The 13,435-nt window shown below is 69.6% G+C and carries 14 protein-coding genes; 3 read left to right on the top strand and 11 right to left on the bottom strand.

The window, feature by feature from the left end:
* The first annotated feature begins 266 nt into the window (after nucleotides 1-266).
* On the top strand, nucleotides 267-1,256 hold the full coding sequence (locus HMPREF0321_RS03460) for an ABC transporter permease (protein ID WP_006944175.1): 990 nt from the start codon (nucleotides 267-269) through the stop codon (nucleotides 1,254-1,256).
* A 145-nt stretch (nucleotides 1,257-1,401) separates the two neighbouring features.
* On the opposite strand, the gene HMPREF0321_RS03455 is transcribed toward HMPREF0321_RS03460, so the two are convergent.
* From HMPREF0321_RS03455 to hrcA, 8 genes are all read right to left on the bottom strand, one after another.
* Complete coding sequence (locus HMPREF0321_RS03455) at nucleotides 1,402-2,148, bottom strand: trans-aconitate 2-methyltransferase (protein WP_254653963.1); 747 nt, start codon at nucleotides 2,146-2,148, stop codon at nucleotides 1,402-1,404.
* Nucleotides 2,149-2,157: 9 nt separating this feature from the next.
* Complete coding sequence (gene era / locus HMPREF0321_RS03450) at nucleotides 2,158-3,102, bottom strand: GTPase Era (protein WP_006944283.1); 945 nt, start codon at nucleotides 3,100-3,102, stop codon at nucleotides 2,158-2,160.
* The gene (locus HMPREF0321_RS03445; RefSeq protein ID WP_006944187.1) at nucleotides 3,099-4,424 is read right to left on the bottom strand and encodes a hemolysin family protein; all 1,326 of its coding nucleotides are present in this window, start codon (nucleotides 4,422-4,424) and stop codon (nucleotides 3,099-3,101) included. The genes era and HMPREF0321_RS03445 overlap by 4 nt, the downstream gene beginning before the upstream one ends.
* 28 nt (nucleotides 4,425-4,452) lie before the next feature.
* Complete coding sequence (gene ybeY / locus HMPREF0321_RS03440) at nucleotides 4,453-4,959, bottom strand: rRNA maturation RNase YbeY (protein WP_006944324.1); 507 nt, start codon at nucleotides 4,957-4,959, stop codon at nucleotides 4,453-4,455.
* Nucleotides 4,956-6,038 (bottom strand): PhoH family protein, encoded by a 1,083-nt coding sequence (locus HMPREF0321_RS03435; protein WP_006944210.1) that lies wholly within the window; start codon nucleotides 6,036-6,038, stop codon nucleotides 4,956-4,958. Before HMPREF0321_RS03435 ends, ybeY begins: the two co-directional genes overlap by 4 nt.
* A gap of 31 nt (nucleotides 6,039-6,069) precedes the next feature.
* Nucleotides 6,070-6,828, bottom strand: a complete 759-nt coding sequence (locus HMPREF0321_RS03430; protein ID WP_006944289.1) for a 16S rRNA (uracil(1498)-N(3))-methyltransferase — start codon at nucleotides 6,826-6,828, stop codon at nucleotides 6,070-6,072.
* Between the two features lie 3 nt (nucleotides 6,829-6,831).
* Nucleotides 6,832-7,944: a molecular chaperone DnaJ gene (gene dnaJ, locus HMPREF0321_RS03425; RefSeq protein ID WP_040014408.1), complete on the bottom strand. Its 1,113-nt coding sequence runs from the start codon at nucleotides 7,942-7,944 to the stop codon at nucleotides 6,832-6,834.
* Nucleotides 7,945-8,008: 64 nt separating this feature from the next.
* Complete coding sequence (hrcA, locus tag HMPREF0321_RS03420) at nucleotides 8,009-9,031, bottom strand: heat-inducible transcriptional repressor HrcA (RefSeq protein WP_040014390.1); 1,023 nt, start codon at nucleotides 9,029-9,031, stop codon at nucleotides 8,009-8,011.
* A 271-nt stretch (nucleotides 9,032-9,302) separates the two neighbouring features.
* Here hrcA and HMPREF0321_RS03415 point away from each other — a divergent pair, with 271 nt between their 5' ends.
* Together HMPREF0321_RS03415 and HMPREF0321_RS03410 are read left to right on the top strand one after the other, a co-directional pair.
* Nucleotides 9,303-10,184, top strand: a complete 882-nt coding sequence (locus HMPREF0321_RS03415) for a DUF3097 domain-containing protein (RefSeq protein WP_040014389.1) — start codon at nucleotides 9,303-9,305, stop codon at nucleotides 10,182-10,184.
* A gap of 151 nt (nucleotides 10,185-10,335) precedes the next feature.
* Nucleotides 10,336-10,806 (top strand): DUF4870 domain-containing protein, encoded by a 471-nt coding sequence (locus HMPREF0321_RS03410; protein ID WP_006944228.1) that lies wholly within the window; start codon nucleotides 10,336-10,338, stop codon nucleotides 10,804-10,806.
* A 120-nt stretch (nucleotides 10,807-10,926) separates the two neighbouring features.
* On the opposite strand, the gene HMPREF0321_RS03405 is transcribed toward HMPREF0321_RS03410, so the two are convergent.
* The 3 genes from HMPREF0321_RS03405 to hemW all read right to left on the bottom strand — a co-directional run bounded on the left by HMPREF0321_RS03405 (nucleotide 10,927) and on the right by hemW (nucleotide 13,397).
* Entirely contained in the window at nucleotides 10,927-11,673 is a 747-nt protein-coding gene (locus tag HMPREF0321_RS03405) for a cation:proton antiporter (protein ID WP_006944286.1), read from the bottom strand.
* Between the two features lie 188 nt (nucleotides 11,674-11,861).
* Nucleotides 11,862-12,056, bottom strand: coding sequence for a hypothetical protein (locus HMPREF0321_RS15925; RefSeq protein WP_006944249.1), 195 nt, complete (start codon nucleotides 12,054-12,056; stop codon nucleotides 11,862-11,864).
* Between the two features lie 108 nt (nucleotides 12,057-12,164).
* Nucleotides 12,165-13,397 carry a radical SAM family heme chaperone HemW gene (gene hemW, locus HMPREF0321_RS03395; protein ID WP_006944252.1) on the bottom strand — a complete coding sequence of 411 codons (1,233 nt, stop codon included), beginning with the start codon at nucleotides 13,395-13,397 and terminating at the stop codon, nucleotides 12,165-12,167.
* Nucleotides 13,398-13,435 lie beyond the last annotated feature (38 nt).

Raw genomic sequence — 13,435 nt, 5'->3', positions numbered from 1 at the left:
CCGAGCACCATTCAACCCCGCGGTGAGGATGGCCGACTAGTTGGCCCCACCGCGGCAACGAAGAAGGAGACTCACTCCCCGAACCGTGCGCATGCCACCAACCTAGGGGTGACGCGCCCCACACCACCACCCGCACGTCGCCGTCGTCCAGCAAGCGGACGGCGGCGGGCTGCCGCAAGCTTCCTCGCCGGCGGTGCGTCGCTACCGCGCGCTCATCCCACCACAGGATGACGACGGCCCGGCGCGCGGCGTGAATAGCTGGGCGGGTGAACGACATCTGGAGCCGCGGGCCACGTGCGCGACGCTGGATCATGGCGGCCGAGGGGCTCTTTGCACTTGCCCTGACAGGGCTGTCGCTCAGCGTCATGTCGGGCCGCAACGGCTCCGGGTGGGGCGTGGCGGCGAGCGTCGCGATCTTCATTGCGTTCCTTGTCCGCCGTCACACCCTGCGCCTGATGTTCGTCCTGGCGGCAGCAGGCGGCGCCATGCAGCTCGTCGACCCGCGCGCCTTCATCATCTTCGGTGACTTTCTCTACGCCCCGATCTGCGCCAAGCTCGGCGTGCACCGCGACGCACGCGTGCGCCGTCTCGGTCTCATCACGGGCGCGCCCTTCGTCCTGCCGCGCCTGGTCGCCATCTTCGGACGCCTGCTCGGAGCCGGTCCCGACGCGCGCATCGCACGCCGCAACGCCGTCGCTGACCCGATGCGCGCGACGCGCGCCGCGCTCGGCCTCGTCATCGGCGTCGGCCTCGTCACGACGTTCGCCTCCGGCAGCGCCGCGCTGTCGGAGTCGATCACGACGTGGGATCTGAGCGCCGCTGAGAGGGCACAAGCGCTCGACGTCATGCACATGGTCTCGATCCTCATGATGGCGCTCGTCGTCATCGCCTCGATCATCGCGGGCGTCGGCTTCGTCAGCACGATGTCGCTCGTCGTCATCCAGCGCCGCCGCGAGATCGGCATGCTGCGCGCCATGGGCTTCACGGCGCGTCAGATCCGCGGCATGGTGACGCGCGAGTCGCTCGCGCTCGGGTTGACGGCCGTGCTCGTCGGCATCGCCCTCGGCGTGCTGCTCGGTTCGCTCGGCGCGCAGTCGCTCATCGGGGCCGGCAACGACGGCTTCGTCTGGGGTCTACCGTTCGAGGTGCTCGCCGTCATCGTCGTCGCAGCTCTCGCGCTGGTCCTCGTCGCGGCCCTGCCGCCCGCGCGTCGCGCCACGACGGTGACGCCCGTCGAGGCCCTGCGCGTCGTGTGACCTCCCACGCTGTGCGAACCCGGCCCAGACGAGTTGAGGTCCGACACTCTGCACTGCAGGGTTTCGGACCTCAACTCATCTCGTGAGGACTGCAATCACGAATTGCGGACTTTCAGACCTCAGGCAAGCGGTCGGCGACGAGCGCTCAGCGTCGGATGTCGGGCGCGCGGCGGATGACGAGGTACTTCTCGCTCAGTTCCTCGATGGCGAACTTGCCGATCGGGATCTCGGAGACGACGAGTTCCTCGTCGAGCGAGAACGGCGCGATCTTCGTCGTCACCTCACGCACGACCTCGCCGCCGCGGATCGTCTTGTACGTGTTGGTGATCTCGACGCGCCCGTCCTTGACCGGAACCGTCTGACGCCACCGCTCGTAGGTGTTGCGCCCCATCGTCGAACTCGCCGTGCGCACGAGCTCCTCACCCGTGTCGACGACGCCGTACGCGCGGCTCATGAGGATCGGTGCGCCCTCGGGCAGCACCTGCGCCATGCGATCCCAGAACGCGAGGCGCGCGCGTCCGCCGAGGAAGTAGATGACGTTGAACAGCAGCGCGCCACCGATCTGCTCGGGCATCCACGCGTCGAGGATCGAGTTCGGCACGACGGTGGCGCGTGCACGCAGCGAGTCGCGCTCGGAGATGCGCATCATGAGCATCGAGCGCATCCACGGGTCGGGTTCGACGGCGATGATCTCGGCGTCGGGGAACTGCTCGGCGAGCGCGACCGTCGTCAGGCCCGAGCCGGGGCCGATGTCGACGAGCGGCAACTCAGGCTTGAACCCGGCTCCCTCCCAGGGAATCCCGCCGACATAGTCGGTCTCGGGGTTGATCGGCAACCGCAGCACGTCACCGAACTCGGCCCACGCCTCGTGGTCCTTCATGTGCTCACTCATACGAAAACCTCAGAAGTTGAATCCCAGCTTGCCCAGCTGCTTCGGGTCGCGCTGCCAGTCCTTCGCCACCTTGACGTGCAGGTCGAGGTAGACCCGCTGCCCGAGCAGCTTCTCGATGCCCTCGCGCGCCGTGGTGCCGACCTCGCGCAGCCGCGAACCGCCGCGGCCGATGATGATGGCCTTCTGGCTGGGACGCTCGACGAAGATGTTGACGCGCACGTCCATGAGCGGCTTGTCGGCCGGGCGATCCTCACGCGGCACCATCTCCTCGACGACGACGGCCAACGAGTGCGGCAACTCGTCACGCACGCCCTCGAGCGCGGCCTCGCGGATGAGCTCGGCGATCATGACGGTGTCCGACTCGTCGGTCAGCACGTCGTCGGGGTACAGCTGAGGCGACTCGGGCAGGTAACCCAGCAGCACGTTCGCCACATCATCGACCTGCTTGCCCGAAACCGCCGAACACGGAACGATCGCGGCCCACTCCCCGAGACGGTCGACCTCGATGAGGTGCTCGGCGAGTCGCTCCCGATCGACGGTGTCGGTCTTCGTCACGAGCGCGACGACGGGGCGCTTGCGCACGCGCTGCAGCTCGGCGAGGTCCTTCGCGATGAACTGATCGCCCGGGCCGATCTTCTGGTCGGCGGGCAGGCAGAACCCGATGACGTCGACGTCGAGCAGCGTCTCGCGCACGACGTCGTTGAGGCGCTCACCGAGCAGCGTGCGCGGCTTGTGCAGGCCGGGGGTGTCGACGAGGACGATCTGGCCGTCGGGGCGCGTCACGATCCCACGGATCGTGTGACGCGTCGTCTGCGGCTTGCTCGAGGTGATCGCCACCTTGTCGCCGACGAGCGCGTTCGTCAGCGTCGACTTGCCCGCGTTGGGCCGCCCGACGAGGCAGGCGAAACCGGCGCGGTAGATCTCGCCGTCGTGGGTCGTGTCGTGCTCGGTCATCGATCCGTCTCCTCGCCGCGCGTCTCGGCGCTGCGCTCGTCCCCACGCCCGTCCGGGTCGGTGGGATCTTCGGGTTCCACACGCTCGACGATCAACGTCGCGAGCTGGTGGCGTCGTCCTGCCATCTTCTCAGCCGTGAGGCGCAGCCCGTCGATCTCGCCGCTCGCGCCGACGAGCGGCACGCGCCCGACGAGCTTGGCCAGCAGACCACCGACGGTGTCGATGTCGTCCTCGTCGATGCTGACGCCGTACATCTCGCTCAGGTCGTCGATCGACATGCGAGCCGGAACGCGCGTGCGGCCGTCCCCCAGTTCCTCGACGCCGGGCGACACGCGGTCGTACTCGTCGTCGATCTCGCCGACGATCTCCTCGACGATATCCTCCATCGTCACGATGCCGGCGGTGCCGCCGTACTCGTCGATGACGACGGCGAAGTGGACGCGGTCGCGCTGCATCTCCTTGAGCAACGCGTCGACGGGCTTCGACTCGGGCACGAACGCGAGATCGCGCATCACCTCGGAGATGGCGATGGCGTCCGCGTCGCCGGTGAGCGTGCGCCGCACGACGTCCTTGAAGTACAGCAGGCCGACGAGGTCGTCGGAGTTCTCGCCGATGACGGGCACGCGCGAGTAGCCGGAGCGCACGAACAGGTTCATCGCCTGGTGCAGGCTCTTGTAGCCGTCGATCGTGATCATGTCGGTGCGCGGCACCATGACTTCGCGCACGATCGTGTCGCCAAGCTCGAACACGCTGTGGATCATGCGCCGCTCGTCGGCCTCGATGAGGTCGGAATCCTCGGCGAGGTCGACGAACTCGCGCAACTCCGCCTCGGAGTCGAATGGGCCGTCCTTGTAGCCCTCACCCGGGGTGACGGCGTTGCCCAGCGTCACGAGCAGCCGCGCGAGCGGTGAGAGCACCGTGAGCGCGACGAGGACGGGCCGCGCCGTCGCGAGCGCCACCTTGTCGGCGTGCTGGTGGCCCAGCGTGCGCGGCGAGACGCCGACGAGCACGAACGAGGCGATCGCCATGACGGCGACGGCCGTCGCGAGGCTCGGCCAGAACGCGCCGTCGAACGCGCGTGTCGCGGCGACGGTGACGAGGACGGCGGCCGTCATCTCGGCGCCGACGCGCAGGAACGTCAGCACCATGAGCGCCGTCGCGTGGTTGTCGACGATGCGTCCGAGCGCCGAGGCGCCGGCGTGGCCCTCCTCGGCGAGCGCGACGACGCGGTGGCGCGTCACGCGCCCGAGCGCCGACTCGACGAGGGCGAAGACGAAGCCCATGACCACGCTGACGAGCGCGGCGATCAGCACGATGGTCACGTGCGGTTCACTCCCAAGGTCTGCGGGGTCACTCGCGCCCGGACGGCGGCGCGATGCGGATGGTGCCCGCCTCCGTGCTGCGCCCGCGGCTCGCGAGGTAGGTGAGCAGGATCGTGCGCTGCAGTTCGAACATCTCGACGCGCTCGTCCGGTTCGGCGTGGTCGTAGCCGAGCAGGTGCAGCACACCGTGGACGGTGAGCAGCAGCAGCTCCTCCATCGTGTCGTGCCCGGCTGCGGCCGCCTGCGCGGCGGCGACGCTCGGGCACAGGACGATGTCGCCGAGCATGCCCTCCTGGGACGGCTCGCGCTCGCTGCCGGGCGTCAGCTCGTCCATCGGGAAGCTCATGACGTCCGTCGGGCCCGGCAGATCCATCCACTGCACGTGCAGCGTCTCCATCGCTGCCTCGTCGATGATGCGGATGCTCAGCTCGACGTTGGGGTGGACGAACATCGCGTCCATCGCGTAGCGCGCGCAGTCGTGGATCTCGTCCAGCTCGACGTCGACGTCGGTCTCGTTGGCGATGTCGATCGTCATGCCGGCTGCCCCTCGCCGCCGGCGCGCGCCTCGCGGCGCTTCTTCGCCTCGGCGCGGCGACGCTCGGCTGCCGCGTCGTAGCGGCCGTAGGCGTCGACGATGTCGGAGACGAGGCGGTGACGCACGACGTCGCTCGAGTCGAGGTGGGCGAAGTGGACGTCATCGATTCCGGTGAGCACGTCCTCGATGACCCGCAGGCCCGACGTCGTGCCACCCGGCAGGTCGACCTGCGTGACGTCACCCGTCACGACGATCTTCGAACCGAAGCCGAGGCGCGTGAGGAACATGCGCATCTGCTCGCTGCTCGTGTTCTGCGCCTCGTCGAGGATGATGAACGAGTCGTTGAGCGTGCGCCCGCGCATGTACGCGAGCGGCGCGACCTCGATCGTGCCTGCGGCCATGAGCTTCGGGATCGAGTCGGGGTCGATCATGTCGTGCAGCGCGTCGTAGAGCGGACGCAGATACGGGTCGATCTTGTCGTTGAGCGTGCCGGGCAGGAAGCCGAGGCGCTCACCGGCCTCGACGGCAGGGCGCGTCAGGATGATGCGGTTGACCTGTTTGGCCTGCAGCGCCGCGACGGCCTTCGCCATCGCCAGATACGTCTTGCCCGTACCGGCCGGGCCGATGCCGAAGACGATCGTGTTGCGGTCGATCGCGTCGACGTACTCCTTCTGCCCCAGTGTCTTCGGGCGGATCGTGCGCCCGCGGCTGGAGATGATGTTCGTCGTCAGCACGTCGGCGGGGCGCTGCGCGTTCTTGCCGCGCAGCATGCCGATGGAGCGCTCGACGGCGTCACGGTTGATCTGGTGGCCCGCGTCGATCATCGTGAGCAGCTCACCGACGAGGGTCTCGACGATCGCCGTGTCCTCGCGCGGGCCGTCGATCGTCAGCTCATTGCCGCGCGCAAAGACGAACAGGCGCGGGAAGGCGCGCTCGATCGTGCGCATCAGCTGATCCTGCGGCCCGAGCAACTGCACCATCGCGACGTCGGGCGGGATGACGATGCGCGTCTGCTGCGAGGCAGCCTGGCCGTCAGGGTCGTGAGGGGTGCGCTCGGAGGGCGCGGAAGCGTCAGTCATCGTGTCTCCAGTCTAGTGGTCGCTCGGGCGCTCAGACCCAGCGCGAGCGCGCGAGCAGGGCGGCGAGCGCCGCCGGGCCGGCCGACGACGAACGCAGCACGGTGGCGCCCATCCGCACCGGCGTGGCACCGGCCGCGACGAACGCGTCGAGCTCGGCGGGCGTGATGCCGCCCTCGGGGCCGACGACGAGCATCACGTCACCGGCCGACGGCAGCTCGACCTGCGCGAGACTCGCCTCGGCGTCCTCGTGCAGGACGAGCGCGAGGCCGCCCTCCGCGACGGTGGCCGAGATCGCCTGCGCCGCAGCGTTCTTCGTCACGAGGTCACTGATGCGCGGGGGCGTCGCCCGTCGTGATTGTTTCGTGGCCGCCTCGGCCTGCGCCACCCATTTACGGCGGGCCTTCTCGGCGCGCTCACCCCTCCACTGCACGATGGAACGCTCCGCCTGCCACGGCACGACGGCGTCGACGCCGAGCTCCGTCGCCGCCTCCACCGCCTGCAGGTCGCGATCGCCCTTAGCGAGCGCCTGGACGAGCGTGAACGTCACCGCCGGCGGCGTCTCGCGCGTCACCTCGCGCACGTGCGCCGTCAGCTCGCCCTTCGTGGTCTCTGCGACCACGGCGTGCGCGACGAGGCCGTGGCCGTCGGCGAGCAGGATCTGCTCACCGACACCCATCCGCTTGACGGTGACGGCGTGGCGTCCCTCGTCACCCGCGAGCACGACGGGTGCACCCGGCGGTATGTCGTCGGACAGAGCGCCGGGTGCGACGAAGTAGAGGTGCGCGGTCACGCCTCAGCCCTTCCAGGCCTGACGCAGCTTGCCGAGCAGGCCCTGGTTGACGGGCTGGAACTTCGGCGCCGGCGAGTCCTCTCCGCGCGACTCGGCGAACTGACGCAGCAGGTCGGCCTGCTCGGCCGTCAGCTTGCTCGGGGTGCGCACGTTGGCGTGCACGAGCAGGTCGCCGCGGTTGTCGGTGCGCAGCCGCGTGACGCCGAGGCCCTTGAGGGTGATGACGTCGCCGGGCTGCGTGCCGGCCTTGATGTCGATGTCGCGCGAGCCGTCGAGCGTCTCGAACGGCACCGTGGCGCCGAGCGCCGCGGCCGACATCGGCAGCTCGAGCGAGCAGTGCAGATCGTCGCCCTGACGCTGGAACATCGGGTGCTTCTCGACGCGTACCTCGACGTACAGGTCACCGGCGGGGCCGCCGCCGGGGCCGACCTCGCCTTCACCACGCAGCTGGATGCGCGTGCCGGTGTCGACGCCGGCGGGTACCTTGATCGTGATGGTGCGCGTGTCGCGCTTGCGGCCGTTGCCGTCGCACTCGAAACACGGGCTGTCGATGATGTCGCCGTACCCCTGGCACGCGGTGCACGGACGCGACGTCAACACCTGGCCGAGGAAGCTGCGCTGCACCTGCTGCGTCTGCCCCGCACCGCCGCACACGTCACACGTGTGCTTGCCCGTGCCGGGACGCGAACCGTCGCCATGACAGGTCGAGCAGACGACGGCCGTGTCGAACGTCAGCTCCTGCTCGCCGCCGAAGACGGCCGTGGCGAGTTGGATGTCGAGCGGCAGCAACGCGTCCTGGCCGTGCTGGACGCGGCTGCGCGGGCCGCCGCCTCCCCCTGCGGCACCCCCCGTGAAGAACGCGTCCATGATGTCGCTGAAGCTGAACCCGGCGCTACCGCCGGGCGCGTAGGGGTCGACGCCCTGGTCGTAGGCCGCCTTCTTCTGCGGATCGCCGAGCACGTCGTAGGCCTGCCCGACGCGCTTGAACTCCTCGGCCGCCTCCGGGGAGGGGTTGACGTCGGGGTGCAGCTTGCGGGCCTTCTTGCGGTAGGCGCGCTTGATCTCCTCGACGGAGGCCTCACGCGTGACACCGAGTTCGGCGTAGTAGTCGTTCACGAGCATCCTTGCTTTCGACGGGTGAAGATTTCGTCACTCATGTGGTCGTGGTGCGCCCGAGCCATCACTGCTCGAGAAGTTCGGAGACGTAGCGGGCGACCGCGCGCACGTTCGCCATCGTCTGCGGGTAGTCCATGCGGGTCGGGCCGAGCACGCCGAGCGTCGCGACGGCGTCGCTGCCGTAGGCCGTCGTCACGAGCGAGGTCGACTCGAGGCCTGCGAAGTCGTTCTCGGCGCCGATGCGGACGGTCACCTCGTGCGTCGGATCGTCGTCGCGTGTGCTGATGAGGCGCATGAGGACGACGTGCTCCTCCAGCGCCTCGAGAACACGGCTGACGCTGAGGCCCGCGTCGTCGCGCAGCCCGGCACGCGCGAGGTTCGCCGTCCCCGCGAGCACGACGCGCTCCTCCCGGTCCTCGGCGAACACCGCGGCGATCGTCGCGACGATCGTGTCGACGTCAGCACGCTGCCCCGGCTCGAACTCCGCGCCCAGCTCGGTCATGGCCGCGGCGGCCTCGGTGAGCAACCGCGCGCCGGAGACCTCGTTGACGCGCGCTCGCAGCGTCTGGACGAGGCGCTCGTCGTCGGCGGAGGCGACGGAGACGAGACGCTGCTCGATGCGACCTGAGTCGAGGATGACGACGAGCGACAGGCGCCCCTCGGCGACCGGCACCAGCTCGATGTGTCGCACCCGTGAGCGCCGCAGCGACGGGTACTGCATGACGGCGGCCTGGTTCGTCAGTGTGGCGAGCAGCCGGGCGGTGCGTTCGACGATGTCGTCGAGGTCGACGCTCTGACGCAAGAACGTCTCGATCGCGCGACGCTGTGTCGCGCTCAGCGGCCGCACCTGGCTGAGGCGGTCGACGAAGATTCGATAGCCGGCATCGGTGGGCACGCGACCGGCCGAGGTGTGCGGCGCGGAGATGAGACCGGCGTCCTCGAGGGCGGCCATGTCATTGCGGATCGTCGCGGCGGAGACGCCGAGCTGATGACGTTCGAGCAACGCCTTCGAACCCACCGGTTCGGACGTCGCGACATAGTCCTGCACGATGGCGCGCAGCACCTCGAGCCGCCGTTCGTCGCTCATGCGCTCACCTCCCGCGCCTCGATACCGTCCTTCGATCTGCAGTCCGTCCAAGATTGGCACTCACGCCGAGCGAGTGCCAAATCATGCGGGGTGTGTTCGCCCACAGCGTCGCGGGCGGTTCCCTCGCGCCGTCGTCCATCGTCCGTCGGTCGGCAGGCGCGCGCTCCCCGGCCCTCGGCGACGCCGCGACGGGCGCCTGGCTGCGCCCGCGACCATCGTTCTCGGCGCGCCGCGACGGCGGTTGTCGGTGGGCGGTTCTACCCTGATCGCCATGACCGACCGTTACGGCTCCGACGTCCTCTCCGGCGATTGGCGCGCGCCTCGACGTGGGCGTTCGCGCGAGGTGCCCGCTGAGCTCGACGTCGTCGTCGAGGACGCCCAGAGCGGTTACGTCGGCGCCGTCGTGCGCGTCGAGAAGTCGGGCGGGCAGCACGTCGTCTTCCTCGAGGACCGCTTCGGCAAGGCCCGCGGATTTCCGCTCGGCGCCGGCTTCCTCGTCGACGGCGAACCCGTGACACTCGTTGCGCCCCGACCCGCCACCGCCGCGCGCCTCGCCGAGCAGCAGACGCAGGCCGGGCGGACGGCGTCCGGTTCGCTCGCCGTGCCCGGGGCGAAGGCGCGCGTCGCGCTGGGTTCGCGAATTTTCGTCGAGGGACGGCACGACGCCGAACTCGTCGAGAAGGTGTGGGGTGACGACCTGCGCATCGAGGGCGTCGTCGTCGAATACCTCGAGGGCGTCGACGATCTCGCGGCCGTCATCCGCGACTTCCGACCCGAGAAGGGACGCCGCCTCGGCATCCTCGTCGACCACCTCGTGCCCGGCACGAAGGAGGCACGAATCGTCGAGAAGGCACGCGCCCTGCCGCAGGCACGCGACCACGTGCTCATCGTCGGCCACCCCTACGTCGACGTGTGGCAGTCCGTACGACCCGAGCGGCTCGGCTGGTCGAAGTGGCCCGTCATCCCCAAGGGGCAGTCGTGGAAGCACGGCATCCTCGCCGAGCTCGGCTGGCCGCACGCGACGCAGGCGGACGTCGCGCGCGGATGGAAGCAGATCCTCGGCACCGTGCGCACGTACGCCGACCTGCAACCCGAACTGCTCGGACGCGTCGAGGAGCTCATCGACTTCGTCACCGACCCCGCGCAGCAGTGAGACGCCGGGATGGCGCGGCGTGCGCCGACATCATCCCCGGGATGGACGCCGGGGCCCGCGAATATCGATCCCGCGGGGGATGCGCTCGGGACGCAGACACGGAATCATGGTCGGTGAACGAGAGATTCACCCTTCGACACCAGGAGACGTCGTGAGCAACTCCCAGCCGTACCCCTACCCCGACGAGCGCACGCAGGGCCAGGGAGCCGGACGGCTGGCCGGCGCTCCGTACGGCGCCGAGCCGCCCGTCACCGGCCAGGGTCACCTCAGCGATGACGAGCGCGCCGCCTCGATCGTCGCGCACCTGTCAGCGCCGGCCGCCGCGATCCTGTCTGCGGGATGGGTGAGCTTCCTCGGCCCGCTCATCGTGTGGTTCATCTACAGAAACCGCTCCGCCGCGGTGCGCCGCGCAGCGGCCGGGGCGTTCAACTTCAACGTTGCGTTCTCGATTCTCTACATCGTCGGTTGGGTTCTGGTCTTAACCCTCGTCGGCATTCCCGTCGCGCTCGTGCTCTGGGCCGTCATCTTCCTGGTCGCCGCGTGGTGCCACGTCAAGGGAGCGCTGCGCTCGGCGCGTGGCGAGAGCTACGACTACCCGTTCCAGATCCGCATCCTCAACTGATGCGGCCCACGTCGCGACGCCCCGCCCCAACAGCGCACCTCGTGTGAGCGCTGGGCTCGCCCCCACCCCTGACAACGTTCCCTCGGCACCCCGTGCCGCGGCGCTTCGTCCTACCCGATTTCAGAAAAGAATCATCATCCCTGCCCTGACCCCGGCCCCCCCCGTTAGCGCGGAGGGCGTCGCCGCCGTCGACAAGCGTTCGGCGCTCAAGAACGTCCTCGGTGCCCTCGGCCTCCTGCTGCTCGCCATGTTCGCCGGCAGTCTCGTCGCCGATGACGACACCGACGAGGATGGCGTAGGCCGCCGCCGGCACCATGTCCGCGAGCGCCTCGACGCCGCTGTTGTCGTCCCTGGTCTCGAGCAGCTGAGTCCCGAAGAGGAAGATGGGGCGACGACACCGTCGTGGTAGCCGCTCTCGGTGTTGAGCAGGTCGCGGATGCTGATCGGGATGCGCCGGTCGCCCAGCACGCGTGCAGCGGGCGCCATGTCGGTCGGCACGATGATGCAGGCGAGAATCAGGCAGACGACGAGCCGCTCGTGCGGGAACATCATCCCCGCGACGACGGTGGCGAGGACCAGGCAGAGTGAGACGCCGAGCAAGACGAGCCGCACGAGCAGGCCGGTCGTGCGTCGCCGCAGCTTCTTCACCGGCGTGGTGTCGAGGAACAGCAGCAGGGCGAGCACGATCTCGACGGCGCGTTCGGCCGACGGGTTGCCCATCGCCTCGATGATCGGCACGCTCGTGCCCCAGCCGACGAGCGCGCCGGCGAACACCATGGCCATGGTGATCTTCCAGCGCTCGAGGCGCGCCGAGAACAGCGTGATGAGCATGGTCATCGACAGGATGACGACGATGGCGAGCTTCATGCCTACGTGGCCTTCTGGTCGGGACGTCGCGGCGCCCGCCACGGTCTGCACGGAGGCGTGCCCCTCGCGCTTTTAGTACACGTCGCGCAGGTGCAGGATCCGCGGGAACTCGTCGAGGATGAGCGAGGCGCCCGCGCCGATGAGGATCGCCCCCAGGACGCGGAAGACCGAGCTCTCGGCCGCCGTGTTCATGACCGCGCCGGCCAAGCAGCGCGAAGATGCCTTAGACGGCGTGGTGGACGTGGACGCCGTCCTGGGAGACGTTGTCCCTTGAACGGACCCTTGCCGGCGCGGATGAGGCGCGTCACGAGGAAGGTGACGACGAAGGAGATGAAGACGAACAGGAGCGGCAGCGTCGTCGTCGAGTAGTCAGAGCCGTTCATCGGCGCCCCCTTCGGTCTTCGGGGTCGGCGCAGGCGGGCACGCAGGGGCCCGGGGATCGCCCCTGAGGCAGGCCAGCCCCGGGAGGCAGGCGTCTCGGTGCGCGCGGCTCAGATCGCGAGCAGCGCCCGCACGACGGTGTCGGTGAGCAGGCGACCGCGCAGCGTCAGACGAACTCGTTTGTCGCGCACCGCTGACGGGCCGTCGATCAGCCCCGAGGCGACGAGGCCGGCGACGGCGCGTCGCCCGTCATCGTCGAGCATGTCGAGAGGAAGTCCCTCGGCGAGGCGCACCTGGAGCAGGACGCGTTCCTCATAGCGCTGACGCTCTTCGAGCAGTTCGCCTGCCAGCGCCGGCGAGAGCCCCGCGTTGACGCGTTGGGCGTAGGCGCGCGGATGTTTGACGTTCCACCAGCGCACGCCGCCGACGTGGCTGTGCGCGCCGGGGCCGACGCCCCACCACGGCTCGTCGCGCCAGTACGCGAGGTTGTGGCGGCACTGCGTCTGCGGCGAGCGCGCCCAGTTCGACACCTCGTACCAGTCGTACCCGGCATCCGCGAGCAAGGCGTCGGCGAGCTCGTACTTGTCGGCCTCGTCGTCGTCATCGGGCAGGGGCAGCTCGCCGCGACGCACCTGCGCCCCCATCTTCGTGCCCTCCTCGACGACGAGGGCGTAGGCGCTGATGTGGTCGGGCTCCAGCGCGATCGCCGCGTCGAGCGAGGTGCGCCAGTCGTCGAGACTCTCACCCGGCGCGCCGTAGATGAGATCGATGCTGACCTGCAGCCCGACGTCCTTCGCGGCGCGCACGGCGCGTTCGACGTTGGCCGGGTTGTGCGTGCGCTCGAGCGTCGCGAGCACGTGCGGGACGGCCGACTGCATGCCGATGCTGACGCGCGTGAAACCACCGTCGGCGAGGGTGCGCAGGTAGGTCTCGTCGACCGAATCGGGGTTGGCCTCCGTCGTGACCTCGCACCCCTCGGCGAGACCGAACAGCTCGCGCGCCTTCGCGAGGATGCGGACGAGGTCGTCGGCGGGCAGCATCGTCGGGGTGCCGCCGCCGATGAAGACGGTCTCGATGACGGGGACGCCGCTGGGCGCCTCGCCCAGCTCGCGTGCCGCGAGATCCAGCTCGCGCAGCGCGGCGTCCGCGTACGTGCTGACGCTCGCGCCCGGCTCACCGAGCTCGGTGAGCGTGTAGGTGTTGAAGTCGCAGTAACCGCAGCGCGTCACGCAGAACGGCACGTGGACGTAGAGCCCGAACGCCCCGCCCGCCAGCGTCGCGAGCGCAGCGGACGGGACGGCACCGTCGTCAGGGGCGGGGATTCCGTCGGGCATCTGCGGCATCTGGTCATTGTCGCACCGCTCGGCGTCGCACCGTTGCC

Origin of the sequence: Dermacoccus sp. Ellin185, from assembly GCF_000152185.1 — a bacterium.
Lineage (GTDB): Bacteria > Actinomycetota > Actinomycetes > Actinomycetales > Dermatophilaceae > Dermacoccus > Dermacoccus nishinomiyaensis.
The sequence above is the reverse complement of the archived record's forward strand: the minus strand, read 5'-3'. Positions and strand labels throughout refer to the sequence as shown.